The sequence below is a fragment of the Exiguobacterium indicum HHS 31 genome (assembly GCF_001939065.1).
In the GTDB taxonomy this organism is placed as follows: domain Bacteria; phylum Bacillota; class Bacilli; order Exiguobacteriales; family Exiguobacteriaceae; genus Exiguobacterium_A; species Exiguobacterium_A indicum.
Genome location: NZ_MPSZ01000002.1, coordinates 37,049 through 63,701 on the forward strand (window position 1 = coordinate 37,049; position 26,653 = coordinate 63,701).

Genomic DNA, 26,653 nt, shown 5'->3' on the forward strand with positions numbered 1-26,653 from the left:
AATGGGAATTTCCCACGGAGAGGAAGAGACGGATGGAAAAAGCAACATTTGCAGGTGGATGTTTTTGGTGCATGGTGACACCATTTGAAGAATTACCAGGAATCGAGGGAATCGTATCAGGTTACATGGGCGGTCACGTCGACAATCCGACGTATGAGCAAGTCAAAACAGGAACGACGGGACATCTCGAAGTCGTCCAAATCACGTTTGATCCGAGCCTATTCCCGTACGAGCGTCTGCTCGAACTCTACTGGCCACAAACGGATCCGACGGATGCAGAAGGTCAATTCCAAGATCGTGGCACGCAGTACGCACCAGCGATCTTCTACCATACGGATGCGCAGCATGAAGCAGCAATCGCTTCCCGTGACGCCCTTGCTGCAAGCAATCGTTTCAAACAACCCATCGTGACGCGGATCGATGCCGCTTCTGAATTTTATCCGGCGGAAGAGTACCATCAAGACTTCCATAAGAAAAATCCAGAACACTATAAAAAAGATCGTGCTGCCTCTGGTCGCGATGCTTTCATCGAGCAGGAATGGAAAGATACGACGACGGTCTAATCACCTCGAACCACATACAGTAGCTGAGACTGATTTCAAACATTTCGTTCTTCCCCTACTTTCCAGTAGAAAGTGGAGGATGACCGAGATGTCACTGGAGTCAGTCTTTTTGTATGTAAACAAATGATGTCTTCTTTACCAACACCCTCACATAAATTTGTAATCGTTTACAAATGAAGTCTTTTGTTTTACGGTTAATAAAAATTAACCGGTTAAAAAGGAGATGATTGCATGGAACAAAAAGCGATTCACATATTAGAGAGCTATGAACAGTTAAAAGTGATCAGTGATCCGTTACGAACAAAAATCCTCATGTTTCTCGTCGAAAAACCACATACGGTACATCAGTTAGCCCACTTGCTGACGTTATCCCGCGCAAAGATCCTCTATCATGTACGAGAACTTGAAAAGCATGACTTGATTCGCCTCGTCCGGACGGAAGAACAGGGCGGCAATCTATTGAAATACTATCAAGCGATTGCTCGAGGCTACATTCCTGCCGATCATCTACTGAACTTCGTCGAGACGAATGAAGCGACCCGGCAGTCGTATCTTGAGGTATTGGACCGAGCAAAGACACGCGTCCTCACCGCTCCAACTACTGCTTTTTCTCCTGTGTCTTCAAACGTTGAAGACTGGATGAGCTTATCGCTTCAAAAGGAACTGACGATGTCTGAAGCCAATTTTCGGCAATTTTCTACCAAATATCGTGCTCTATTGGACGAGTTCACACAGTCCCCTTCACTAGACGAAGAAGATAAAAAACACTTCTATATCATGACGACTGCCTTTGCAATTGATGAACCACTATTTGAGAATGACGACGTCTAAACCGGAGGTGCCATATGCTGCCTGTTGAAATGGATACGCAACAATCGCTGTTTAAAAATCCATCTTTTTTATTTTTATGGGGGTCCGGTATGTGCTCTGCCCTCTCCCTATCAACCTATCTGTTTGTTGAACAATGGTATGTCATCCATACACTAAACCAGGCGTCATATCTTGGATTCGTCCTCATGGCCACCTTGTTACCCCGTATTTTTCTCATGTTATTCGGTGGCGTCCTATCCGATCGCTATAAACGTTCGACGATCATGCGCATCTCGAGCGCTTTACGGATCAGTTTCATTCTCTGTCTTCTCGCATTACTTCATACCGATCAGCTTACATTGCTGACGATTTTAGTATTCGCCTTGCTATTCGGTAGTGTGGATGCATTCTTTTCGCCGGCGAATGCTTCCTTACTGCCTACACTCGTTCCGAAAGAACAACTCACTAAAGCCAATTCACTGATTCAAACATCTAATCAAATCGCCCTCTTTTCAGGTCCGATTCTTGGTGGAGTCATCCTCAGCCATTCTTCTTACTCGCACGTTTTTCTCGTAATTTTCGGAACACTCTGTCTGACGCTTCTCTTCACGTATGGTATTCGTGAATCTAAGATCAAGCGAGCACGTCAGCATTCAGCTCTCTTTGAACTAAAAGAAGGGCTACATTACGTCTTTCACTTTCAGCAACTCAAGCAGATACTTTTTCTTGTCATCTGTGTCAATTTCTTTTTCTTTGGACCACTCTTACTCGGAATCCCCTTACTCGTTCATGATGTGCTCCAAGGAAATGCGATGGATTTAAGTTATATGCAAGGGGCTTATCAAATGGGAATGCTTGGAGGGGCGCTCTGGAGTGGTTTTACGCAGAAGAAAGAAAACGGGCTTACTTCATCAGTCCGATTGATTGGCGCATTAGGTCTGCTTCTCTTCCTGCTTAGTCAAGTCCAACAGATTTCGTTGTACTTGATCGTCCTGTTATCACTTGGTGTCCTTTCTTCCATCATCAATATTCACTTCATTACGTTCATCCAGTCTCAGTGTGCGGAACAGACGATGGGACGTGTCATGAGTGTCGTGAATGCCGCGTCAAATGGTCTCGTTCCATTATCTTACGCGCTCCTTTCGTTTCTACTGTCGTTTCACGTTTCGATCACGACAATCATGTTGTACTGTGGTCTTCTCATTATTGTTCTCTCGCTTTACTTTAGAAAACGCATGATCCAGGTCAAAAACTAGTCAAAAAAAGACAGTGGATTGGAATACCACCGTCCTCGTTCTGTATTCGGTTATTACGAAACACGTTCTATCTGATCCTTTGCCTGTTGTTCCGGCGCCACGACTTGATACCGCTTCAAAACGAAGATCCCACATACCATGACAGCGAGACCGACGAGCTGACCGAATGATAAGTCGATTTGCGGCAAACCGAACCAACCGAACGTATCGACAGCGAGAGCAAAGCTTAACTGCGAAATCAGAACGACAGAGATCGCGACGGACGGACCAAGCAATTGAATTCCACGCATGACACAAAAAACGACGCCAACACCGACAAGTCCACCAAACCAATAGAGTGGCGATACGTTTTGAATCTGTCCGATTGTTCCACCACGAAACAGAACATACGTGACACTTGCTCCGACGAAACCGACGAAGAAGACTAGCGTCGTCGTCGCCCAAGCGCCAAACGCGTCACTCATCCTAGCATTCAATACCGTCTGTAAACTGATCAACATCCCTGCCAATACGGCACACACGATGCCTATTACCATGTTCGTTCCTCCTTACTCATAGCTGTTGCCGTTCGCCTTCTCGCGAATCCGCTCCAGATCGACAATGATGATTTTCCCGCGTCGTCGAACGAGAATCTCTTCTTCACATAATTTCGTGATGATCCGATTGAGATGGCGATAACTCGTTCCAAGCCAGTCGGCGACGTCATGCAGGTTCGACGTCCGCATCTCCTGATAAAATAAACTGTCACTGGCTTCAGAAGCAATCGACAACAAATACCCTGCAAATCGCTCTTCAACGGTATACAACACATGGTGCGACGCTGATTTCGAGTCGGCATACCACTTCGCTGTGATCGTGCGTAATAAAAATTGCAGAAAGACGTTCGTCGTATTGTGCTCGCGTAAAATCGCATACGGTACGCTCAACACCTCGACATCGGTCACCGCTTCGACCGTATTCAATACTTCCCGTTCGTTGATGAACTCAGCGTCACCAATCACTGTCAGTGGTGTCTTGAATCGTAGAATCCGTTGCTTTCCTTCTGACGAGGCAGCAGATATCTTGACCTTGCCTGCGACGATGAAGTACATCCGGTCGATCGCTGCCCCTGTCGTACAGAGGAGTTCCCCTTTTTGGAAGGTTTCTTGACGCAACCAAGCGCGCGTCTCTTCCGTCAAAATCGTATCCAGTCCGTACTGTTGAATGACGGTTTCCATGTTCGTTCCCTCCCTTTAGGCAAGTGAGAAAATCGCAACTCCTGCAAGCATGAGACCCACACCAACCCACTGACCACGATTTCCTTGTTTTTTTAAGACACCGAACCATCCCTTTAAATCAATCACAAACGCACATAAAATCTGTGCGACGAGTAATAAACACATCGCCCATGTCATCCCGAGTTTTTGGATTGCTGTCAGTTCCGTTACGACGACTAGCACGCCAATCAAACCGCCACTCGCATAAATCCATGGTAACTGACGGAAGCCACCGATTTTCCGATCTCGTACGAAACTGTAAATGACTAAACAACCCATCAGACCCACAAAGTGGACGATCAATACGGACAACCACGGTCCGACGCCTGTCGCAAGGCGCGCATTGAATATGCCTTGCAGGGCGATGAACAGACCGCTCATCAAAGCAAACACGACTCCTTGCACGTCATCTCCTCCTTTAATCTCTACACTAGAGTAGACCTTACTCATGCCCTACTTGAAAAGGACAAATGTCCCATTTTCAAAAAAACATGAAAAAACCCGCTGTCCACAAGTGGCATCACGGGTCCCTCACTATATACTCATGTCGTAAAACGAGTCGTCGTCTGTTTCAGCTGTTCCTCTGCTTCCGCCATCATGCGCGTAAACAACTCCGCAACAGTCGGCACATCATGAATCAATCCCGCAACCAGTCCAGCGTTGACATACCCTTTCTCCTCATCGCCCTCAAGAGCGCCCGTAATATGATACGACTCATTCGTCTGATCGAGAAAAGCAGCAGGTGTCTCTGCTGTGAGTCGTTCGACGTAAGGACCATCAAGGACACGTCGGACGAATCCGACGGAACGTCCGATGATGCGTGTATCGGTATCGGTCGCATCCATTAAGTGCGCCTTGTATGCCGAATGAACCTTCGCCTCTTCCGTCGCGATCAATCGTGTTCCAAGCTGGGCACCAGCCGCACCAAGCAACAGAACAGCTGCTAGTCCACGCCCGTCACCAATCCCACCCGCTGCCAGGATCGGAATGTTGATCCGATCGACGAGTTGCGGAATCAAGGTCAGCGTCGTCAACTCGAGCGGTGAATTGATACCTGCCGCTTCAACTCCCTCCGCTACGAGTACATCAGCGCCTGCCTGTTCTGCCTTTAACGCCTGTTTGACTGAAGCGACAACCGCGATCGTTTTGATGCCAGCAGCTTGAAGTCGCGCTATGTAAGGTGCTGGATTTCCTGCCGACAAGGAGACGACCGGAATCTTTTCTGCGATCGCGAGATCAATCAGTGCTTCTGTATAGGGAGACACACGAATCGCAATGTTCAAGGCAAATGGTTGATCCGTCAGCATTCGTGTCTCGCGAATCCGCGACGCCACTTCGTCGACCGACAATGTCCCGCACCCGAGCGTTCCGAGTCCCCCGGCATTCGAAACCGCTGCCGTCAGCGCCGCATGACTAATGTTACCCATTCCTCCTTGGATCAAAGGATATCGAATTTTAAAGAGCTCACAAATCGGAAACATGTCTTTCCTCCGTTCTCGCCTTCACTCACATGCTATACTGACATGGAATGAATAGTAGTTCATCTTATTATAGAAACGAGGTCATTCTGTTATGAAGATTCCGTATCAATCGATTCATCCGAACGTCGCCTCCGATGTGTTCATCGCTCCTGGCGCTTATCTGATCGGAGACGTCACGATCGGTTCCGAGTCTACCGTCTGGTTCAACGCTGTCTTACGCGGTGACGAAGGACCGATTACAATTGGGAAACGATGCAGTATCCAGGACAACGCGACGATTCATCTCTATGAAGGGGCACCCGTCGTCATTGAAGATGAAGTAACGGTCGGACATAACGCGATTTTACATGGTTGCAAAATCGGACGTCGTTCGATCGTCGGAATGGGTGCGACCATTCTTGATCATGCAGAGATCGGTGAAGAATGCATCATCGGGGCGAATACGTTAATTCCATCGGGAAAAGTTTTCCCACCCCGTTCGCTGATCATCGGCTCTCCCGGTAAAGTCGTGCGTGAACTAACAGAAGCGGATCTCGCGATGATTCAGGAGTCGATTGATTCTTACGTCGATAAAGGATATGCTTTCCGAAACATTCTCGCAGAATCAGCTGAACAGAACACATCTGAATGACACGAATGCGGGGCGGATCAACTGATCCGTCCCGCTCTTTTCATTCGAATAAATGCTCACCGCTCTGCAAACAGCGGATGTTCCGCCGCGTCGTACGAGGCACTGCGTTGCGACACATCGTGCGTCTCTTCAAAGATTGATTCGAAGAACCGACTCGCTGGTTGTGCGAGCAATCGGTAATATTGTTCGAACAAGAGCGCCGCGTGATGTCCGCTCCAAGCATCTGGTAACAGTTCTTGCGGTAATCCAGGATCCGTGAATAGAAACTTCCGGTATTCATGTACGAGCATCGTCCGTTCGACGAAACACTGTTCATCCGTCATTTCTCCGAGTTGGAGCTGACTCTGATGGACGATGTATTGCCGGCTGTAATCCGTAATGAACGTCTCGTAACGCTCCTGCAATTCTTCCAGCGGAAACGCACGCTCGACAAGGGATTGATCCTGCTTCGGACCGTGGTATTCACCGACGAAGAAATCGACATACTCTTCGATCTCGTACGACGCGATCAATCGTTCCGCCTCTTTTTCAAGTGGGTTCGGTGAGATCCAAACGCCGTTCGATAAGTTGCCAAACCCACTCCACGTTAGTTCTTTGCGGAGCTCATCGCGAATCTGGCGTTTATCCTCCGGAATCGTGTACATCAGCGTCCGCCACTTCCCGTCCCAGTCGTGCGGTGTTGATCTGTAGATCCGGCGTGCGGCCTCCTCCATCCGTTCCACCCCACGTGGTGTCAATGAATAGAAGCTTTTATTTCCTTGTTTCTCGGAGACGAGCCAGCCTTGTTTAACCATTCGGGATACCGCGACCCGAACGGCCTGCTCGTTATGTCCGAACTCTTTGACGAGTCGAATTAAACTCCCGACCCAGATTTGATTGCCGTAATGGCGAATGTAATCGCCGTAAATCGTAAAGATCATCGATTGGGTGTTCGCACTCATGGTATTCACTCTCTCTTCAGTCGTTCATAGTGTGTATCGTTAGTATACGGGTTATTTCAAACGTCGACCATCCTCATCTTCCTTCAAAGCGTGGTGGTCGTTTTTCAGCGAAGGCTTGTAGCGCTTCCTGACGATCAGCCGTCGGAATGACGACTTCATAAGCTTCTGTTTCGAGCTGTAGTCCTTCTTCGAGTGAGACATCCCGCCCTTGATCAATCGCTCGCTTCGCTTGGCGCAAGGCAATCGGACCATTCTGTAACATCTGATTAGCAAACTCAAGGCACGTCGTCATCAACGCTTCCCGGGCAACAACGGCTGTCGCGAGTCCGTACCGTTCTGCTGTCATCGCATCGATTTTTTTCGCCGTGAAGATCAATTCCTTTGCCCGCGTCTCCCCAATCAGTCGTGGCAAGCGTTGTGTTCCACCAGCTCCCGGAATGATCCCGAAGCTGGTCTCCGTCAAGCCGACGAGCGCATCCTCGACGAGAAACCGGAAATCACAAGCAAGGATCCACTCGAACCCACCGCCGAGCGCGTGACCGTTGACGCCTGCGATCGTTGGTTGTGGCAATTGCGCGATCGACGTGAAGACATTCCGGATCGCAAGGACATTACGCCGGACTTCTTCTTCGTTTAGATGCACGCGTTCTTTTAAATCGGCACCCGCACTGAATGCTTTTCCCGTGCCTGTGAACAGGACGACCCGCGCTTCCGGGTCGACCGATAACGCATCGACCTGTTCTTGCAAGGCGACAAGCGTCGGATAATCGAGACAGTTCAAGCGTTCCGGACGATCAATCCGGACGATCGCGATATAACCTTCTCGTTCTAAGTGAATCATACGAGTCCCTCCCGATCGACGACGAGTGCGATCCCTTGTCCGACTCCGACACACATCGTTGCGAGACCATACGTCCGGTTCGTCCGGCGCATCTCATGCAATAATGTCGTCAAAATCCGAGCTCCACTCGCACCAAGTGGATGACCAAAAGCGATCGCACCACCGTTGACGTTGACCTTTTCGCTTGGTAAACCAAGTGCTTCGATGCAGGCGAGACTTTGAGCCGCAAAGGCTTCGTTCAACTCGATTTGATCGAGCTGTTCGACCGTCAACCCTGCCCGCCGGAGAACTTTTTCCGTCGCGTCAATTGGTCCGATTCCCATGATGGCAGGTTCAACGCCTGCTGTCGCACTCGCCCGGTAATACCCGAGTGGCGTCAAACCGAGTTCGTTCGCTTTTTCTTCACTCATCAATAACAGTGCCGACGCACCGTCGTTGACACCAGATGCATTCCCCGCCGTCACGGTACCACTTGGGAATAACGGACGAAGTGTCGCCAGTTTCTCACGTGTCGTCTCGGGACGAGGATGTTCATCACGATCGAAGACGCTGACGTTGCCTTTCCGGTCCGTTTGTGTGACCGCAACCAGTTCGTCCGTGAAGCGCTCTGTCTCGATCGCTCGTTTTGCGCGTTGTTGGCTTTCGAACGCAAAGTCGTCCTGCGCTTCGCGTGAGATCCCATACTGACGGGCGACGTTCTCGGCTGTCTCCGGCATCGAATCCGTTCCGTATTGATCTGCTAAACGATCATTGACGAAGCGCCAACCGATCGTCGTATCGTACATCGTCTGATTGCCACGTGGGTTGGCCTGATCCGGCTTCGCGAGAACGAACGGTGCACGCGTCATACTTTCCGTCCCACCAGCGATATAGATATCGCCTTCACCTAAGGCAATCCCTCGTGCCGCCGCGATGACAGCGTCGAGCCCTGACCCACATAAGCGATTAATCGTCGTACCAGCGACTTCGACCGGTAGACCAGCTAGTAGTCCCGACATCCGGGCGACGTTGCGATTGTCTTCTCCCGCCTGATTCGCATTACCGAAAATGACTTCCTCGATCGTCTTCGGATCGACTTGTGGATTACGCTCAAGCAACGCTTCGATGACGCGTGCTCCTAAATCATCCGGACGAACCTGACGCAAGGCGCCGTTATAGCGACCGATCGGTGTCCGAACGGCATCGATGATGGCGACCCGTTTCATGATGTCACCTCGCGATTCGTATAGTCATAGACGCCACGACCGGTTTTACGTCCGAGTCGGCCCGCTTTGACATACTGTTCGAGCAGTGGTGCCGGACGGTATTTTTCGCCGAGCTTCTCATGCAGATACTTTAAGTTATGGAGCCGAGTATCGAGTCCGACCAAGTCGCCGAGTTCGAATGGTCCCATCGGGTAGTTTAAGCCGAGTTTGATCGCTTTATCGATCTCTTCTGGTGTCCCGAGTCCTTCTTGTAACATGTAGAACGCTTCGTTTCCGACGAGCGCACTGATCCGCGAAGTTACGAACCCAGGAAACTCACGGATGACGACCGTTTCCTTCTGCATCTGACGCGCTACCTGTTCAAGAGCTGCAACCGTCTCATCCGATGTCTCAAGACCACGAACGAGCTCGATCAGTGGCATCAGATGGACCGGATTGAAGAAATGCATCGCCATGACCCGGTCCGCCCGGTTCGTAAAGGACGCAATTTCCGTTGGACTCATCGTCGACGTGTTCGTCGCGAAATAACAGTCCGGACGTGCATTCGCTTCTAGCGTTTCAAAGACTTGCTGTTTGATGCTAAGTTGTTCCGGTACTGCTTCAATGACCAGATCCGCTTGTTGTGCCGCCTCAGCTAGGTCGGTCGACAGATGCAGTCGATCGAACAATCCCTCGACCTCATTCGCGGACATCTTCCCTCGCGTGATTCCTTTCTCTGCGATGCGCTCGAGTTCTCGATAGGCACTTTCGACATATTCTTCTTTAATATCAACGAGTGTCACCTGAAATCCGCGGTGTGCTGCAACGTACGCAATGCCACGTCCCATGACACCGGATCCGACGACGACGATTTGTTCTACCATCTGAATTCCCCCTTATCCCCTGTGCTGTTAAAAAAAGGCTGGACTTCCCGACGGAACTCCAGCCTTCCCTCTTGCTTATAGTCCGAACGGATTGAGTGGACGACTGCCGTAGTACGACAAGATACTTTTTGTTTCCGTGTACAGATCAAGCGTCTCGATACAGAGTTCTCGACCGAAGCCCGATTGTTTATAGCCACCAAACGGTGTACCCGGGAATGCAGAGAACGGACAGTTGACCATGACGATGCCGGCTTTGATTTGATTCGCGACACGTGTCGCTTTCGCGCCGTCTTTCGTCCAAACGGCTGATCCGAGTCCAAACGATGTATCGTTTGCTAGACGAACTGCTTCTTTTTCATCTTTGAACGGCATGACGACGACGACCGGTCCGAAGATTTCTTCATTGACCGCTTTCATCTCATGTGTGACGTCTGTGATAATCGTCGGTGCGTACCAGAAGCCTTTTTCGTATCCTTCTGGTGCTGAAGCATGACCTCCTGTGACGATTGTTGCCCCGTCCGCTTTCGCTGACTGGACGTATCCATCGATGACATCGACTTGTTGTTGGTCGATGATCGCTCCAACGTGTGTTCCTTTATCGAATGGATTACCAAGGACGAGTTGTTTTGTCTTCGCGACGAACTGTTCCATGAATGCTTCGTAGATCTCTTCGTGGACATACAGGCGCGAGCGCGCTTCACACGATTGACCGCTGTTATAGAAGATGCCGAACAACGAACCATCAACGGCTGCTGTCACGTCCGCATCTTCAAAGACGATGTTCGGTGATTTCCCACCGAGTTCGAGTGTGACTCGTTTTAGCGTCTCGGACGCACGTCCCATGATGTCTTTACCGACTGGCGTTGAGCCCGTGAAGGCGACTTTATCGACGTGAGGATGCTCGACGAGATGGTTGCCGATCTCGCGTCCGGATCCCGGGATGACGTTAACGACACCTGCTGGTACGCCAGCCTCTAGACAAATCTCTCCGAGAATGATTGCTGTCAATGGTGTCAATGTCGCTGGTTTGACGACGACCGAGCAACCGACTGCGATTGCTGGTGCGACTTTCCAAGCTGCCATCATCAACGGATAGTTCCACGGAATGATTTGTGCACAGACACCGACTGCTTCTTTTTCCGTGTAGTTATGGAATTGCCCCGGTACGTTATTGACGACACCACGGTGACCGACGATCGCACCCGCATAGAATTCAAAGTCTTCAATCGCTTGCGTGACTTGTCCTTGCGCCGCTGCCAGTGATTTCCCTGTATCAAGAATCTCTAGTTCGACGATTTCGTTGAAGCGGGAACGCATGATGCTCGCAATCTTATTCAAGATTTGTGCCCGACGCCCGACCGGCCACATCTTCCACTTTCCGTGATCAAACGCATCACGTGCCGCTTGAACAGCACGATCGGCGTCTTCCTTCGACGCTTTTGCGACTTCTGCGATTACTTCGCCCGTTGCCGGATTGTATGTTTTGAACGTCTCGCCTGTTGCGCCCTCGACCTGTTCGCCGTTGATGAGCAAGTGATAGACGGACCGTTTCATTTCAAGTGTTTTTTCATGTACTGTCGACATTGTATTCACTCCTGTTCCTGTTGATTGAAAATCGGTGATCGTTTTTCGAGAAACGCTTGCATGCCTTCTGTTTGATCGGCTGTCGCGAACAAGAGATAGAAGTTACGGCGTTCGTGCTCCATCCCATCCTGTAACGATAAATCGACGGCTTTGTTTGCCGCGTCCTTGATCAGTCGTAACGCCATACTCGGTTGATTTGATAACCGCTCTGCCATTGCCAGCACCGTCGCTTCGACATCAGCCGTCACCCGGTTGATGATACCAAGTCGTTCCGCTTCCTCTGCCTTCATCCGGTCGCCGGTGAAAAGCCACTCGAGCGCCCGCGTTCGACCGATGCATTTCGTCAAGCGCTGCGTCCCGCCTGCTCCTGGCATGACGCCGAGTCCAACTTCCGGGAATCCGAACTGTGTCTCGGGATCGGCGTAGATTAAATCACAAGCGAGTGCCAGTTCAAAACCGCCGCCAAGGACAAAACCGTGGACACCTGCGATGATCGGCTTTTTGATTCGGCTGATCCGGTCCCAGTCCGCGAACGGATCGAGGAGTTCCATCGAGATCGGTGTCGCCTCGAGCATCTCCTCGATATCGGCGCCCGCTGAGAACGATTTTCCGTTTCCGGTCAAGACGATGACCGTCACCCGTTCGTCTCGGTCGAACGTCTCCATCGCCTCGACGATTTCCCGGACCATCGTTCGGTTCAGCGCATTGTATCGTGCCGTTCGGTCGAGTCGAATCCGACCGATCCGATCAAGCATTTCCGTCTTAACGTACTGTTGTGTCGGCATGGACATCTTCACCAATCATCAATGTGACGAGATCCCCCGCAAAGCTCATCAAGTCTTTCCCGGATGCTTTTCCTTCGAGCGAACGCATACCTGCTTGCATCGCTTCCTGACTTTCATAGACCATCTCGCACATCAAGTAGTACTTTCCGTCTCCGCCCATCGGTGAGCCGACGATTTTCGTGACATTCATTTCTTGTAGTCCTGGAATTTTTGCTGTCAATGGACCATGGACCTCAAAGTAGTGCTGATCGAATGCTTCCTTGTTTTCTGGGTGTTTGTAAAGTGCGATTAATTTTGCCATCTTGATTACCTTCCTTCACATGAGAGTAGAGACGGGTTTCATCGCCTCGAATGGATTTTTACACGATTTACAGTAGAGAATACTTCGACATGCTGTCGGTCCGAATAAGTTTTCCATCGTCACATACGTCGATCCACAATACGGACAGTCAATCTCCCACTTTCCTTGCTCAAACCGAGGAGGAGCGATACCGAATTTCTTCAATCCTTGCATGCCTTGTTCCGTGATCCGGTCTGATGTCCACGGTGGATCAAACCGGAACTGGACGTCGACCTGTTCGACATTTGGAATCACCTGCAAGGCAGATTCGGTGTTTTTTTAATGATTTCAAGCGCCGGGCAACCGAGGAACGTCGGGAGAAGCGTGACGCGCACCAGGTAACCATGCTCCGTCGCTTCCGCGTCCATCGTCTCGACCATGCCAAGATCTAAAATACTGACGCTATCAATTTCCGGATCCTTCACTCCGTTCAGGGCTTCCCGGATTGCATATTGGAGTGTCGTCGTCATGCTTCCCTCTCCTTTCACCACGTCGCGGTCTGATCAATCAAGTAGACTTCTCCGAGTGTCGCAAGCGCGTCATTCAAATCTTCCATGTGATCGCCGTCCCGCCCGTTACGCGTCATCTGCATTTCCGGAAGTGTCACGTTCAATTCGACGAGTAACGGTGTGATCGTCTGATACCAACGATCGAGTAAAATGCCTTGCCCTTCGATCAACCGCATCTCTTCGATCAATTGACCGTGTTCGCCATAATCGAACATGTCACCGAAGTCATAGAGGACTTTTTCTAGGGCTGCATCCATCTTCTGCCGCGCCGTCTCCGTCGATTGATAAAGCTGGGTGAACCATGTTTGCCAGTGCAGCAAATGATAGTACAACTCCATGTTGATCTTGACGGCAGCCGTAGCGAGTGGCTCATAACTGCTCGACTTCAAAGCATCAATCCGGATCTTTTTCGCGACCGTGTAGCAATAGTTCCGTACGACGGCGAATGCCCAGTCATATTCAGGCTTCTCCATGTAGTAGCCAGGTCCGTTGACACGTTCGACGAGAATCGAATTCTTTCGTTCATGCGCCAGTCGGACATGAGCTAATGCATCAGCATTTCCTTCGCCAAGTTCTTCGAGAAGTTGGTAATACATCGCCGCGTGTCCCATCGAATCTTGCGCAATCGACGACGAAGCGACGTCCTCTTCGATATGCGGTGCGAGTCCGAGCCATTCCGAACCACGATACGCGTAAAGGAAATCATCATCCGCGAGTTGATAGAGTAAGGAAGCGAGTGCCGTCCGTTCTTGTTCCGTCATTTGGAATCGCCTCCTTGCCAAGACATGATCTCTTTTTCATCGAGCATCTGTTGCTCGTAATGGCGCCATTTTTTCTTCAAGTAGCCGTACCCTTTCGTTGTCCGGTAGTCCTTATTATCGAGGCGTTGGAGCATCTGCTTCTCATCGGGTGATAAACCACGGATATCCTCCCGTTTGACGACCCAGATGTCGACGACCGGTTCCCGGCGCATGAAGTTTTCTTGCGCCATCAACAGTGCCATCTCCTTGTTCGGAGCGAGCAAGCTGAATTGATGGGTGAACGCCGCGTTCGGCGTCCGTTTGCTAAAGACTTCGAATTCGTGATAGAACGTCTCGTTCATCGTGCTTTCCCCTCTCATGCCTTCGTTTCAGCGAGTGCATCCCGTACCCAGGCGTTATTTTCGTAAGATGTCCGGCGCAGGTCCAGTCGCTCTTTCGAACGTGGTCCTCCCCCTTGGATGATCGTCTTGAATTTTGTCCAGTCTGGCTGTGCATATTCCCATTGCCCGGTCTCTTCATCAAAACGTAACGTCGGGTCTGGAATGACGAGTCCGAGTGAACGAATCCGTGGTACGTACTTCGTAAAGAAGTTTTGTCGGAGCTCTTCATTCGTTTTCGTCCGAATCTTATAAGCGATCGTCACGTCCTGTTTTGATGTCCCGGTCGTCTCTTTCGAGGCTGGTCCAAAGAACATCAACAAGGATTCCCACCACTCATCCAGTGATTCCTGAATCATCGCCCGCTGTTCCGGTGTTCCTTCCGCGAGTGCCATGATGATTGACTCTCCGTGTTGCGCATGGAAGACTTCCTCTGCACAGATGCGTTGCAAGGCACGTGCGTACGGTCCGTACGAAGCACCGAGCATGTTCGTCTGCGTGATGATTGCCGCCCCATCGACGAGCCAACCGATCATCCCGGCATCAGCCCATGACCGCGTCGGCATGTGGAAGACGTTGTGGAACTTCAATCGTCCCGTGAACAAATCATCCATCAAATCCCCGCGTGTCTTGCCATACGGCTTCATCAAATCCTCGACGACACGAAGTAACAGTTGTCCATGCCCCATCTCATCCTGGACCTTCGCCATGATGCCGAGCTTCCGGCGAAGTGATGGTGCTTTTGGAACCCATTCTTTTTCCGGAAGCGCACCCATGATTTCACTGATACCGTGCATCGAAATCAATTTAATCAGCGTGTCCCGGTAAAAATCAGGCATCCAGTCATCGGCTTCGATCTTTTCACCTTGCTCGATCCGCTCCTTGAAGCGAGCTAATTTTTCTTCTTCCGTCAGTTGGACGGGTTCGAACAGTTGTGTTGCATCATACATGCTAGTTCCTCCTTTGAATCAGACGAGTGATGTCGAGCGTCGATCAACGATCCGAACGGCTTTTCCTTCCGATCGTGGTAACCCTTGGTGCGGGTGACAGACGAGATCAATGGAAATGAGGCATTCCGACTTGATGGCGTCACATATCGAACGCATTTGTCGCTCCGAGATATTTTCGAATTCGATATGTAGCTCAACAGCATCGAGTCCCGCTTTGCGCACGAGATGGATTTGATAATGCGGCGTCACGTCCGGTTGTTGGAGCAAGACCCGCTCGATTTCTGACGGGAAGACGTTGACCCCTCGGATGATCAGCATGTCGTCCGTTCGCCCTTTGACACGTGACATCCGTGTCGTCGTCCGACCACAAGCACATGCCTCATGCGTGATCGATGCTAAGTCACCTGTCCGGTAACGAATGATTGGAAGCGCTTTCTTTTTCAAGCTTGTAAAAACGAGTTCCCCGACCATGCCATCTGGTACCGGTTCCCCCGTAACGGGATCGACGACTTCCGTAATGAATAAGTCATCCATGATATGCAGACCTGCCTGCTCCTGACACTCCATCGCGACACCTGGTCCCATGATTTCACTGAGTCCATAAATATCGAATGCCTGTAGATCAAAGGTCTGTTCGAGTGTCTGCCGCATCTCTTCCGACCAGGGTTCAGCTCCGAAGATGCCGTAACGCATGCTTGTCTTTCGTGGATCGATGCCCCGTTCGATCATGCGTTCTGCTAATCGCAAGATATACGAAGGTGTCCCACAGATGCCATCCGGTCGGAAATCCTCGATCAATGTGATTTGGCGATCCGTATTGCCGCCGGAAATCGGCAAGATTGTCATACCTAGTTTTTCAGCACCTGCATGAAGACCGAGTCCACCTGTGAACAGTCCGTAGCCGTATGCATTGTGCAACAAGTCGGCTGATGATCCACCGGCTAAGACTAAGCTACGTGCCACGGCACCTGCCCAGTCGTCTAAATCTTCTTGCGTATACCCGACGACGGTCGGTTTACCACTCGTACCAGACGAGGCGTGAATTCGGGTGACCTGTTCTCGTTCGACGGCAAATAGCCCGAACGGATAATGATCGCGTAAATCTTGCTTGCATGTGAATGGAAACTTCCGTAGATCTTCGATCGTTTGAAAATCATGTGCCGTCATCTGCAATGTCTGCAGACGTTCTTGATAGAACGGGACGCGCGTGACATGTTCCATCGTTTGACGTAATTGCTCCATCTGTAGCTGCTCCCGCGTTTGCGCATTCATCGTTTCGTGATGTTGATCGTACATACCTGCACCTCCTCAACATGTATACAATAATTAAACGGTCGTTTATTTTTAGTTATATGTTTAACGTACGATACGTTCACAATGTTGTCAATCTTGTTTTGTTAAATGCTCCCAAACGATTCTTACTTTATCACTTCAACGCACTTTATCAGTAAATCAATTGGCTTATAAAGCTATTTTTCATGATCGAGAGTCTTTTTTTGGAAAATATTTCTGAAATGATTTGCTCATTTTGTAACGGGTTGATAAAATATCGTGTGACAAGTGTTATACTATTTTTGGTAAGACCACTTGATTGAATGAGGATTCGTTGTAGTGAAGGGGGATCACGATGAAACCAGGTTTAGCTGTCGGGGATACAGCAGAGATTCAAGCGGTCGTCTCGCAAGATATGTTTGCACGGTTCGAAGGTCAATTGGTTCATCCAGCATACTCCACCGTTTCGATGGTCTACCATATGGAATGGGCAGCACGTCAACTCATCCTGCCTTACCTAGAGGCAGGCGAAGAAGGTGTCGGGGGCGCGGTTTCGTTGAAGCATCTTGGCATGGCAGCAGAAGGCGCACGATTGATCGTGACCGCTACAGTAACACGCGTCACAGCACGTCGCGTTGACGCTGACATCGAAGTCCGAGATGGACAATCGATCATCGGTACAGGAGAAGTGACACAATTCATTTTAGAAAAAAGCCGGATTCAAGAAAAATTGCAAGTGAATGCTCCAACAAAATGAAAGCGCTTACTTATATTTGATAGAGGAGGACTCTACTATGAACATGTTAAATCCATCTACAAATCCAACGCTCTCGATCATGGAAAAAATCGCTGGTCACGAACAAGTCGTCTTTTGCAACGATCCTGTCTCGGGGTTACAAGCCATCATCGCGATTCACGATACGACGCTCGGTCCTGCTCTCGGCGGATGTCGAATGGCGCCTTACGCTTCTGTTGATGAAGCACTCGACGATGTGCTGCGTTTGTCACGCGGTATGACGTATAAATGCGCTGCCGCTGACGTTGATTTCGGTGGTGGTAAAGCTGTCATCATCGGTAATCCAGCGACGGATAAATCACCGGAGCTTTTCCGTGCTTTCGGTCGCTTCGTCGATTCGCTTGGTGGTCGGTTCTACACAGGAACAGACATGGGCACGACGATGGATGATTTCGTCCATGCTAGCCGAGAAACATCACGGATCGTCGGCATTCCGGAAGCATTTGGTGGTAGTGGTGATTCATCGATTCCGACGGCTGAAGGTGTCGTTTACGGGCTTCGAACGACGATCGAGACGCTCTTCGGTTCAGACGACTTAAGTCGGGCAACCTATGCGATCCAAGGACTCGGAAAAGTCGGCTTTAAGGTCGCAGAACAACTGTTGCTCGCAGGGGCGACGATTTATGTCTCTGACGTCAATGAAGCCGCACTCGCAGCAATCGTAACCCAAGCTGAAATGGCTCCTGGCACGGTTCGCGTCGTCTCGCCTCACGAAATCCATCTGACGGATGCTGATATTTTTGTTCCGTGTGCATACGGTGGTGTCATTCACGCCCAAAATATTGCTCTCTTACCGTGCAAAGCCATCTGTGGTTCGGCGAACAACCAACTCGCGGAAGAACAACTTGCTCACGTCTTGATGGATCGCGGCATCTTATATGCCCCAGACTATATCGTCAATGGTGGTGGTCTGATCCAAGTAGCAGACGAACTCTATGGAGCGAATCATGAACGGGTTCTCTTAAAGACACGCCACATCTACGACGCAGTGCTCGAAGTCTTCAAGGAGTCGCAAGCAGAAAACATCACAACGGTCGAAGCGGCGAACCGGATGTGTGAAAAACGGATGCAGATCCGAGCGAAGCATAACAACATTTTCACGAACACGACAAAACCAAAATGGGATATCCGTAACCACTGAAGGAGGGACTGACATGGAGCAACATTTTCCGATTCAACGCATCATCGATGAAGAAGGTCGTCTCATCGACGCATCAAAAGAACACGATCTGACAAAAGAGCTCGCCCTCACCCTGTATGAACAGATGCACCGAATTCGGACGTTCGACCGGAAAGCGATTAACCTACAACGTCAAGGGCGCCTCGGCACTTATGCACCGTTCGAAGGACAAGAAGCCGCTCAAGTCGGTAGTGCACTCGCGTTGTCCGATCAAGACTGGTTATTTCCGACGTACCGGGATCATGGTGCGACATTGACGTTTGGCGCTGACATGGTTCGGACGCTGCTCTACTGGAACGGTCGTGTCGAAGGTTGTGTTCCGTCTGAGAAACACATCTTCCCTCCTGCCGTTCCAATTGCAACGCAAATTCCGCATGCCGTCGGTGCCGCGTGGGCTGAAAAACGAAAAGGTACGAAGAATGTCGCTGTCGCCTACTTTGGTGACGGGGCGACGTCTGAAGGTGATTTCCATGAAGGAATGAATTTCGCAAGCGTCTTCCAAGCACCAGTCATCCTCTTTAACCAAAATAATCAGTTCGCGATCTCTGTTCCGATCGAAAAACAGATGCATTCTGAGACGATTGCGCAAAAAGCGATTGCCTACGGGATGCCGAGTGTTCGGATTGATGGAAATGATGCCTTTGCCGTCTATTTTACGATGCAAGCAGCCGTTGAACGTGCCCGCTCTGGTGGTGGACCAACATTGATCGAAGCTGTCACGTGGCGGTTTGGTGCCCATACGACAGCAGATGATCCAACGAAATACCGGGATCAAGCCCGCTCGCGTGACCGGGTCGATCCGCTCGATCGACTCGAACAATTCCTAAAACATCAAGGCGACTTTGACGAAACCTGGATGCAACAGCTACAGGAACGGCACCAGGCAGAAGTCGAAGCGGCAGTAACTGCGATGGAGCAATTCAAGGCACCAGACGTCAATGATCTGTTCGACCATACGTACGCGACCTTACCGGTTGATGTCCAGCAACAAAAAGAAGCGTATCTGCTAGCAAGGGGGAAATGAGATGGCAACACCAATCAATCGTCAAACAGAGATGACACTCGTTCAAGCTGTCACGGATGCCCTGCGGACAAAATTGTCGGAGGATGAGACGACACTCGTCCTTGGAGAAGACGTCGGAAAAAACGGTGGTGTCTTCCGAGCGACGGACGGCTTACAGGAAGAGTTTGGGGAAGACCGGATCGTTGATACACCGCTCAGTGAAGCCGGCATCGTCGGTACGTCGATCGGTCTTGCCATCAATGGCTTTAAACCAATCGTCGAGATTCAATTTCTTGGCTTCATCTACCCTGCCTATGAACAAATCATGACGCACGTCTCCCGGATCCGGATGCGGACGATGGGACGGTACAGTGTACCGATGGTCATTCGTGCGCCTTATGGTGCCGGCATCCGGGCACCGGAAATCCATTCCGACAGCACGGAAGCACTCTTTACATCGATGCCTGGTCTCAAGGTCGTCTGTCCGGCGACGCCATACGATGCAAAAGGGTTATTGATTGCTGCGATTGAAGATCCAGATCCCGTGTTGTTCCTTGAGTCGATGCGCAGTTACCGCTCATTCAAAGAAGTCGTACCGAGCGAATCGTATACCGTTGAAATCGGAAAAGCGCGCTGCGTCAGCGAAGGGACGGACGTAACGTTGATCGCCTGGGGAGCAATGGTTCAAGTAGCCCAAAAGGCAGCAACGGTTGCACAGGAACGCGGGATTTCTTGCGAAGTCCTCGACTTACGGACGCTTTATCCATTTGACCGGGAAACGATTGCTGCTTCCGTTCAAAAGACGGGTCGTGCCGTCATCGTCCATGAAGCCGCAGCAATGGGTGGTCTCGGTAATGATCTCGTGACTTTGATTAATGATACGGCGTTTCTTTATTTACGGGCACCGATTGCCCGCGTGACCGGTTTTGATGTTCCGGTCCCGCTGTTCGCCCTCGAAGACCATTACATTCCGACGCCAGAACGTGTCCTTGCGACGATTCAGCGTACGGTCGAGTTTTAAGGAGCTGAATGCCATGATCGAAGTTAAATTACATGATGTCGGTGAAGGAATGACAGAAGGTGAAATCGCCCATTACCTCGTTCAAGTCGGAGACCATGTCACGACGGATCAACCGGTCGTCGAGGTCGCGACCGATAAGATGGTCGCCGAACTACCGGCTCCCGTCTCCGGAATCGTCAAGGAAATCATCATCCCGGTCGGTCAGACGGTGCAAGTCGGTACGACGTTATTGCACATCGAAGCAAGTAACGCTTCCGACATGCCAGTCGCGGTAACACCTGAAGCGTCGCCCGCTCCCGAACCAGCATCGGTTGCTGTCACCGCCCCACCTGTTCAAGTTTCTCCAGCAAAACGGGTCCTTGCGACACCATATACACGAAAAATCGCTCGTGATCACGGGATTGATATCGAAACTGTCATGGCTTCCGATCCATCAGGTCGCGTCTCCGAGGACGATGTGCTTCGCTTCGTCCAGACTGCTACTGCTCCACAAGAGACAGCTTCGCCGATCATTAAAGAGGTCACGTACCAAGAGACCTCACCGGAAACGATTCCGTTCCGCGGCATTCGCAAGCAAATCGCGAAAAAGATGACCCAGTCGCTGTACACGATTCCCCATGTCACTCACTTCGAGGAAGTCGACATGACGCGTTTGCTCGCACTACGTGCCGAATGGAAAACAGCTGGACGAAACATCAACGTCAACGCCTTCTTCATTAAAGCCTTGATTGTTGCCTTAAAAGAGTATCCTGTCTTTCATGCCAAACTCGATGAAGCAAATGCATGTATTCGATTAGAGCAGGATTTCCACTTTGGCATGGCAACCGAAACACCGGACGGGTTGATGGTTCCGGTCATCCGTCATGCCGATCAGCTCTCACTGACGGAACTGCATGAACAATTGGTCGCGTTGCAACAACGTGCTCAAAACGGTGCCTTGCGCGCAGCGGACTTAAAACCAAGCACTTTTACGATGAGTAATGTCGGTCCGCTCGGCAGTACGGGAGCAACACCAATCATCAACTATCCGGAGACAGCACTGATTGCCTTCCATAAGACGAAAAAACGAGCCTGTGTCGATGAGAATGATCAAATCGTCGTTCGCTCGATGATGAATTTGTCGATGTCGTTCGATCATCGTGTCGCAGACGGGGCAACGGCTGTTGCCTTTACGAACCGATTCGTGTCACTGATTGAACATCCGACTACCCTACTTCTGGAGTTGATCTAACATGGTTGTTGGCGAACTTACACAAGAACGGGATCTTCTGATCATCGGTGGAGGTCCCGCAGGTTATACGGCAGCGATCCGTGCTGCACAAGGCGGTCGAAACGTTACATTGATTGAACAAGCTGAACTCGGTGGACTTTGTCTGAACCGAGGCTGTATCCCGTCCAAGGTCTATGCGCATGCGGCAGAAGAGATGTTACGCTTGCCGCATCTTGAAGACCTTGGATTCACCGCCCCTGCTGTCCATGATTTCAGTAAACTGAGTGCTTACCGGAATCGTGTCGTGCAACAATTACGTCAAGGAGTGGTCGCCCTCTGTCAGGCGAACCAGATTGAGCATATCACTGGTGCAGCCTCCTTCCTGTCAGAGGACCGGATCGGCGTCGAGTCGGGACATCAGTTCGATACGTACCGGTTTCAAGACGTCATCATTGCGACCGGCAGTCACAGCATCCAACACGAGGAATCGTGCCGCTTGAATGCCGAACAGCTTTATCAACTCGAGCAACTACCAGAGAGCTTATTGATCATTGGATCTGACACGCTAGCACTCGAAGCGGCCGCCTGTTTTCATGCACTTGGGACAGATGTGACGTTGTTCGCGGATCAATTGCCACTCGAACCAAGCCTTGAAAAGGAACTGAAGCGGACATTCAAAAAACAAAAAATCCGTCTCGTGTCGGATGTCGTGACACGTATCGAGGCTTCATCGGACGCGACCGTCACCGTCATGAAAAACGGAGAAGAAGTCGCCTATCAGGGTGCCTATCTGTTCCAGTCCCTTTCCCGGATCCCGAACAGTTTGACACTCGGTCTCGAACGGATTGGTGTGACGCTTGCAGAAGACGGGACGATTCTAGTTGACGTAAATGGACGAACGAATCAACCCCACATTTACGCAATCGGTGATGTCACACCGGGTCCACAGCTCGCCATCCGTGCGATTCATGAAGCGAAGCGAACGGCAGCCCACTTGTCTGGTCAAGACGTCGATCCGACGACACCGTATTATCCGACGGTTCTACGAACCTTCCCACCGATTGCTTCGATCGGGATGACGGAACAAGAAGCGGTCGAAGCCGGACATGCTGTTCAGAGCGGACAGTTCCCGCTGAATGCAAACGGAGCGACGACGATCGAAGGTGGTAGTGGATTCGTCAAGGTCATCGCTGACGAGCAAACATCACTGATCCTTGGTATTCACATGATTGGGGACGATGCCCATCGTCTCGTCGGACAATTCACCCAAGCACTGGAACTGACAGCAAAACGGGAAGATCTCCTCTTCCCTGTCATGGCACATCCGAGTCGAAGCGAAGCCTTGACGGAATCGATGGAAGCCTTATTTGGTCAATCGATCCATCTTCCACCACGTCAACAGGTCGGATCGCGCGCGTAATCCAAAAGAGGTGCCTCTGCGTCAGAAGCACCTCTTTTGGATTCATCACTTCATTTCGCGTAGAAAGGAAAACATGTCATGGAACTGTACTTCACTCGTTTGCACTGGAATACGCATACGTTTCCGGTCGCTGCTACAGCAGATGGTCTCTGTTATGTTGGCGCTTGGGATGAACCGGAGGATTTATTCGACGACTGGTCGCGGAAACACTTCCCCCGAGCCGATCGGATTGCTTCTGATACCGCGCTTGCCCCGTATACGGAACAGCTACTGGCTTATCTGAATCAACAGTCGACGACACTGTCCTTTCCAATCGCACCAGTCGGTACCCCGTTCCAACTTGAAGTCTGGCATGCTCTACGCGCGGTACCGTACGGTCAAACCGCCACCTACTCCGATATCGCGGAACGTCTCTTTCGACCGAACGCGACTCGCGCGATTGGCACGGCAATCGGGAAAAATCGATTACTGCTCGCGATTCCGTGTCACCGGATCATTGGCAAAAAAGGCGATCTACTCGGCTATCATGGCGGTCTGAATATGAAGCGGACACTACTCGCGCTCGAGCAACGCCTCTGATTCTCGTCCCTCTTCGCTGAAAGATAGAGCGAACAGAATCCCGAACGGGTCGCGGACTTGCGCATACCAACCTCCAAAGTCTGCTACCGCAAGGGGTGTGACGATTTGACCGTCTGTCGTTAATTGCAGATACACTTGCTCGAGCTCTTCAAGCGACGTAAAAGTCAACAACAGATGGAGCGAAGAAGAGGTATTCGGTGCGTCACTCTCGTCCCAGAGCATCAATTCAAACGCCCCATTGGATAAATGCGCGTGGTAGACGGTATCTCCTGCTTCATCCATTATGATACGCCGACGTGTCATCGCAAATACGTTTTCGTAGTACACGATCGCCTGCTTGGCTTGTCCCGAAAAAACGAGACAAGGAGTAGCGGCATACTGCATGGAAAGCCCTCCTTTCATTATGGTTTAGTATCACCTTTCGCACTTTTCTTCCCGATTTCCTTCTATACACAAAAAGCCCCACTTTCCTGTCCAACCGAACATGGAAAATGGGGCTTCTTCTTCGAATCCATTAAGACACTACACCAAAGCGATAAGCTGTTTTCCAGTGATAGGTCTCACCTGGTGACAACAAGATTGATGGAAAATCAGATTCATGGACTGCATTCGGATGCACTTGTGCTTCAAGGCATAAACCAAGTGATGGTCGAGCAGTAACACCATGAACCGTATAATCGGTCAGCAGTTGCGTTCCGGTATAGAGTACGACTGCAGGTTGATTCGTTGTCACGTCGACGAAACGACCGGACACCGGATCTTCAAGTCGAAGTGTGTCATCCCGCAATACGAAGGGATGATCATAGCCATTTCCAACAGCAATCGTCTCGGAATGATCAAGCGTAATCCCATCACGAATCGACTGACCGTTACGGAAATCAAACGGGGTTCCGGAGACATCCCGTTGTTCCCCTGTCGGTAAGCCGTCTGGCTGGACCGGTAAGTAGCAGTCGCTTGGTAACGTCAAGACGTGATCTAGCACGTCTCGCTTTGCATTTCCCGATAAGTTGAAGTACGTATGGTTCGTTAGATTGAGGGGTGTCGTCTGATCCGTCACGGCTGTCATCTCAAGCGTCAATGTCGTTCCCTCTAATCGATAATGCACGTCGAGTGTGACCGTTCCCGGATACCCTTCTTCTCCATCCGGACTGTTCAAACGCAAATGAAACAATGTATCCGTCGCTTCGATGACATCGAACCATGCTTGATCGAATCCGTGAATCCCCCCATGCAGATGATTCGCACCGTCGTTTGCGACGAGCGGATAGACCTCTTCCGCTACTTCGAAGCGTGCCTGTCCGATTCGACCAGCGACGCGTCCGACGATTGCCCCGAAGTAAGGCGAGTGCTGTTGATACTCTTCTACCGTCTCAAGACCGAGGACGACACTTTCCAAATGACCATCCCGATCGGTCGTCCGGATATTTTGGATGATGCCACCGTAGTTCCAGAGCGTCACTTCGATGCCTTCCTGACGTAACGTATGTCGGATCAATTCTTTCTCAAGTAGTTGTGTCATCGTTGTTCCTCCACCGGTTGGCGCGTCACGAGTTGAACGAATCGTCCGAACGCCGTCTGACCTTCTTCCGTCTGTTTAAAGACGCCACAGTCTTCGAGACCACGTACGAATTTCGCAGCGACTGCTTGCTCGACGTACATTGTGACATCTTGACCGTCATACGCTTGTTTTAGTTCTTGCGCCCAGTCAGCATGAGCGACAGCTACTTCGTCGACTTCACCTGTAATGAACTGTTCGACCTGTTGCAACTCTTGGAGCAGGCGTGCCGGTAAGACCGCCAGTCCCATCACTTCGATCAAACCGATATTTTCCCGCTTGATGTGGTGAATATCGGCATGCGTATGGAAAATACCGTCCGGATGTTCTGCTGACGTCCGGTTGTTCCGTAAGACGAGATCGAGCTCGAATTGTCCATCACGTTGACGGGCAATCGGCGTCACTGTATTGTGTCGCGTCTCACTAGTATGTGAACGGATCTCTTGACTCTCATCCGTATACGTCAACCACGTCTCATAAACGGTCGTCGCAGCATCGAGTAGTGCCGACGCATCTTCACTCTTCAGACGCAACACACTCAGTGGCCAGTGTAAGGTTTCGCCAGTGACTGTCGGCTGATCCGGGAACGTAAAGGATGTTAATGCGTTTGCCCGGTCCATCGCAAACGTATAGCGTCCACCTTGATAATGATCATGCGTCAGAATCGATCCACCGACGATCGGCAGGTCCGCATTCGAACCAGCAAAGTAATGTGGGAACTGCTCGACGAAGGCGAGCAGACGTGCAAACGCATCCCGATTGATGACCATGTCACGATGTTCCTGCGACAAGATGATGCTATGTTCGTTGTAATAGACGTATGGTGAATACTGCAATGCCCACGATTCTTCCGTCAGTGTCAACGGAACAATCCGGTGGTTCGCACGGGCTGGATGATTCGCACGCCCCGCGTAGCCGACGTTTTCGACGCACAACAGACACGTTGGATAGTTCGATGTCGTTGGTACCTCCGTTCGAGCTGCCGCAATTTCACGTGGATCTTTTTCCGGCTTCGATAAGTTGATCGTGACATCAATCGTCCCGTAAGCCGTATCCGCTTGATAGCGTTTATTCTTAGCAATTCGTTTTGTTTGGATGTAGTTACTCGCTTGGCTGAGTTGATAAAAGTAATCCGTCGCCGCTACTGGTGATTCAGCGTACAGACGCCGGAATGTCGCTGTCACGTCAGACGGACGGGCGACGAAGACATCCATCACGTCTGCAGCAAACTGTTCTTTATCCTCAAGGCGCGCCGGTAGCTGTCCGCTTGTGATCAACACTTCAATCATGTCGTCCAAAATATCCGGAATTGGACGTGATGGTACGTCTGCCTGTTCTTCATAATCGGCTTGACCAATTTGTGCTAGAATTCGATTTCGGGCATAGATCGCATCTTCCGGTTCAATCAAGCGTTCCTGGATCGCTTGTGCTACTAACTGTTGGATGAGTTCATTCATCGCCGTC

General features: G+C 50.7%; 29 protein-coding genes and 1 pseudogene. 11 read left to right on the plus strand and 19 right to left on the minus strand.

Annotated elements, in window-relative coordinates:
• Window positions 1–32 precede the first annotated feature (32 nt).
• From msrA to N179_RS08550, 3 genes are all read left to right on the plus strand, one after another.
• Entirely contained in the window at window positions 33–563 is a 531-nt protein-coding gene (gene msrA / locus N179_RS08540) for a peptide-methionine (S)-S-oxide reductase MsrA (RefSeq protein WP_023467010.1), read from the plus strand.
• 231 nt (window positions 564–794) lie between these two features.
• Entirely contained in the window at window positions 795–1,394 is a 600-nt protein-coding gene (locus tag N179_RS08545; protein ID WP_075642670.1) for a winged helix-turn-helix domain-containing protein, read from the plus strand.
• Window positions 1,395–1,408: 14 nt separating this feature from the next.
• On the plus strand, window positions 1,409–2,629 hold the full coding sequence (locus tag N179_RS08550; RefSeq protein WP_075642671.1) for an MFS transporter: 1,221 nt from the start codon (window positions 1,409–1,411) through the stop codon (window positions 2,627–2,629).
• 53 nt (window positions 2,630–2,682) lie between these two features.
• Here the strand turns inward: N179_RS08550 and N179_RS08555 are convergent, their stop codons facing one another.
• From N179_RS08555 to N179_RS08570, 4 genes are all read right to left on the minus strand, one after another.
• A complete protein-coding gene (locus N179_RS08555; protein ID WP_023467007.1) occupies window positions 2,683–3,165 on the minus strand; it encodes a DMT family transporter in 483 nt (160 codons plus the stop codon).
• Between the two features lie 12 nt (window positions 3,166–3,177).
• Window positions 3,178–3,846, minus strand: a complete 669-nt coding sequence (locus N179_RS08560) for a Crp/Fnr family transcriptional regulator (RefSeq protein WP_023467006.1) — start codon at window positions 3,844–3,846, stop codon at window positions 3,178–3,180.
• Between the two features lie 15 nt (window positions 3,847–3,861).
• Complete coding sequence (locus tag N179_RS08565; protein ID WP_058265576.1) at window positions 3,862–4,290, minus strand: DMT family transporter; 429 nt, start codon at window positions 4,288–4,290, stop codon at window positions 3,862–3,864.
• A 137-nt stretch (window positions 4,291–4,427) separates the two neighbouring features.
• Window positions 4,428–5,366 carry an NAD(P)H-dependent flavin oxidoreductase gene (locus N179_RS08570; protein ID WP_075642672.1) on the minus strand — a complete coding sequence of 313 codons (939 nt, stop codon included), beginning with the start codon at window positions 5,364–5,366 and terminating at the stop codon, window positions 4,428–4,430.
• Between the two features lie 91 nt (window positions 5,367–5,457).
• Between N179_RS08570 and N179_RS08575 the strand changes: the two genes are divergently transcribed.
• Window positions 5,458–5,997, plus strand: coding sequence for a gamma carbonic anhydrase family protein (locus N179_RS08575; RefSeq protein ID WP_075642673.1), 540 nt, complete (start codon window positions 5,458–5,460; stop codon window positions 5,995–5,997).
• A 56-nt stretch (window positions 5,998–6,053) separates the two neighbouring features.
• Here the strand turns inward: N179_RS08575 and paaX are convergent, their stop codons facing one another.
• The 12 genes and pseudogenes from paaX to N179_RS08635 form a co-directional block, all read right to left on the minus strand.
• Window positions 6,054–6,938 carry a phenylacetic acid degradation operon negative regulatory protein PaaX gene (paaX, locus tag N179_RS08580; RefSeq protein WP_023467002.1) on the minus strand — a complete coding sequence of 295 codons (885 nt, stop codon included), beginning with the start codon at window positions 6,936–6,938 and terminating at the stop codon, window positions 6,054–6,056.
• Window positions 6,939–7,011: 73 nt separating this feature from the next.
• The gene (locus N179_RS08585; protein ID WP_075642674.1) at window positions 7,012–7,779 is read right to left on the minus strand and encodes an enoyl-CoA hydratase-related protein; all 768 of its coding nucleotides are present in this window, start codon (window positions 7,777–7,779) and stop codon (window positions 7,012–7,014) included.
• Window positions 7,776–8,984, minus strand: a complete 1,209-nt coding sequence (locus tag N179_RS08590; RefSeq protein WP_075642675.1) for an acetyl-CoA C-acyltransferase — start codon at window positions 8,982–8,984, stop codon at window positions 7,776–7,778. The genes N179_RS08585 and N179_RS08590 overlap by 4 nt, the downstream gene beginning before the upstream one ends.
• Window positions 8,981–9,847, minus strand: a complete 867-nt coding sequence (locus N179_RS08595) for a 3-hydroxyacyl-CoA dehydrogenase (RefSeq protein WP_058265571.1) — start codon at window positions 9,845–9,847, stop codon at window positions 8,981–8,983. Before N179_RS08595 ends, N179_RS08590 begins: the two co-directional genes overlap by 4 nt.
• Before the next feature lie 75 nt (window positions 9,848–9,922).
• Complete coding sequence (locus N179_RS08600; protein WP_023466998.1) at window positions 9,923–11,431, minus strand: aldehyde dehydrogenase family protein; 1,509 nt, start codon at window positions 11,429–11,431, stop codon at window positions 9,923–9,925.
• Between the two features lie 5 nt (window positions 11,432–11,436).
• The gene (locus N179_RS08605) at window positions 11,437–12,216 is read right to left on the minus strand and encodes an enoyl-CoA hydratase/isomerase family protein (protein ID WP_075642676.1); all 780 of its coding nucleotides are present in this window, start codon (window positions 12,214–12,216) and stop codon (window positions 11,437–11,439) included.
• Window positions 12,194–12,517, minus strand: coding sequence for an EthD family reductase (locus N179_RS08610; protein ID WP_023466996.1), 324 nt, complete (start codon window positions 12,515–12,517; stop codon window positions 12,194–12,196). Before N179_RS08610 ends, N179_RS08605 begins: the two co-directional genes overlap by 23 nt.
• Before the next feature lie 15 nt (window positions 12,518–12,532).
• Window positions 12,533–13,026 (minus strand): annotated as a pseudogene (paaD, locus tag N179_RS08615) (1,2-phenylacetyl-CoA epoxidase subunit PaaD).
• A 14-nt stretch (window positions 13,027–13,040) separates the two neighbouring features.
• Entirely contained in the window at window positions 13,041–13,826 is a 786-nt protein-coding gene (gene paaC / locus N179_RS08620) for a 1,2-phenylacetyl-CoA epoxidase subunit PaaC (RefSeq protein ID WP_075642677.1), read from the minus strand.
• The gene (gene paaB, locus N179_RS08625) at window positions 13,823–14,167 is read right to left on the minus strand and encodes a 1,2-phenylacetyl-CoA epoxidase subunit PaaB (protein WP_023466991.1); all 345 of its coding nucleotides are present in this window, start codon (window positions 14,165–14,167) and stop codon (window positions 13,823–13,825) included. Before paaB ends, paaC begins: the two co-directional genes overlap by 4 nt.
• Before the next feature lie 14 nt (window positions 14,168–14,181).
• Window positions 14,182–15,153: a 1,2-phenylacetyl-CoA epoxidase subunit PaaA gene (gene paaA, locus N179_RS08630; RefSeq protein WP_023466990.1), complete on the minus strand. Its 972-nt coding sequence runs from the start codon at window positions 15,151–15,153 to the stop codon at window positions 14,182–14,184.
• 18 nt (window positions 15,154–15,171) lie between these two features.
• Entirely contained in the window at window positions 15,172–16,449 is a 1,278-nt protein-coding gene (locus N179_RS08635) for a phenylacetate--CoA ligase family protein (protein ID WP_055970158.1), read from the minus strand.
• 331 nt (window positions 16,450–16,780) lie between these two features.
• Here N179_RS08635 and N179_RS08640 point away from each other — a divergent pair, with 331 nt between their 5' ends.
• From N179_RS08640 to N179_RS08670, 7 genes are all read left to right on the plus strand, one after another.
• Complete coding sequence (locus N179_RS08640; RefSeq protein WP_075642678.1) at window positions 16,781–17,182, plus strand: thioesterase family protein; 402 nt, start codon at window positions 16,781–16,783, stop codon at window positions 17,180–17,182.
• 37 nt (window positions 17,183–17,219) lie between these two features.
• Entirely contained in the window at window positions 17,220–18,362 is a 1,143-nt protein-coding gene (locus N179_RS08645) for a Glu/Leu/Phe/Val family dehydrogenase (protein ID WP_075642679.1), read from the plus strand.
• Window positions 18,363–18,375: 13 nt separating this feature from the next.
• Window positions 18,376–19,425, plus strand: coding sequence for a pyruvate dehydrogenase (acetyl-transferring) E1 component subunit alpha (pdhA, locus tag N179_RS08650; protein ID WP_075642680.1), 1,050 nt, complete (start codon window positions 18,376–18,378; stop codon window positions 19,423–19,425).
• Window position 19,426: 1 nt separating this feature from the next.
• The gene (locus tag N179_RS08655; RefSeq protein ID WP_075642681.1) at window positions 19,427–20,425 is read left to right on the plus strand and encodes an alpha-ketoacid dehydrogenase subunit beta; all 999 of its coding nucleotides are present in this window, start codon (window positions 19,427–19,429) and stop codon (window positions 20,423–20,425) included.
• Window positions 20,426–20,438: 13 nt separating this feature from the next.
• Entirely contained in the window at window positions 20,439–21,656 is a 1,218-nt protein-coding gene (locus tag N179_RS08660; protein ID WP_208610327.1) for a dihydrolipoamide acetyltransferase family protein, read from the plus strand.
• 1 nt (window position 21,657) lies between these two features.
• On the plus strand, window positions 21,658–23,055 hold the full coding sequence (locus N179_RS08665) for a dihydrolipoyl dehydrogenase family protein (protein ID WP_075642682.1): 1,398 nt from the start codon (window positions 21,658–21,660) through the stop codon (window positions 23,053–23,055).
• A gap of 78 nt (window positions 23,056–23,133) precedes the next feature.
• Entirely contained in the window at window positions 23,134–23,634 is a 501-nt protein-coding gene (locus tag N179_RS08670; RefSeq protein ID WP_075642683.1) for a methylated-DNA--[protein]-cysteine S-methyltransferase, read from the plus strand.
• On the opposite strand, the gene N179_RS08675 is transcribed toward N179_RS08670, so the two are convergent.
• From N179_RS08675 to N179_RS08685, 3 genes are all read right to left on the minus strand, one after another.
• Window positions 23,608–24,018: a VOC family protein gene (locus N179_RS08675; RefSeq protein ID WP_058714019.1), complete on the minus strand. Its 411-nt coding sequence runs from the start codon at window positions 24,016–24,018 to the stop codon at window positions 23,608–23,610. The genes N179_RS08670 and N179_RS08675 overlap by 27 nt on opposite strands.
• A 130-nt stretch (window positions 24,019–24,148) precedes the next feature.
• Window positions 24,149–25,153, minus strand: a complete 1,005-nt coding sequence (locus N179_RS08680) for an aldose epimerase family protein (RefSeq protein ID WP_075642684.1) — start codon at window positions 25,151–25,153, stop codon at window positions 24,149–24,151.
• On the minus strand, window positions 25,150–26,646 hold the full coding sequence (locus tag N179_RS08685) for a UDP-glucose--hexose-1-phosphate uridylyltransferase (RefSeq protein ID WP_075642685.1): 1,497 nt from the start codon (window positions 26,644–26,646) through the stop codon (window positions 25,150–25,152). Before N179_RS08685 ends, N179_RS08680 begins: the two co-directional genes overlap by 4 nt.
• Window positions 26,647–26,653: the final 7 nt, after the last annotated feature.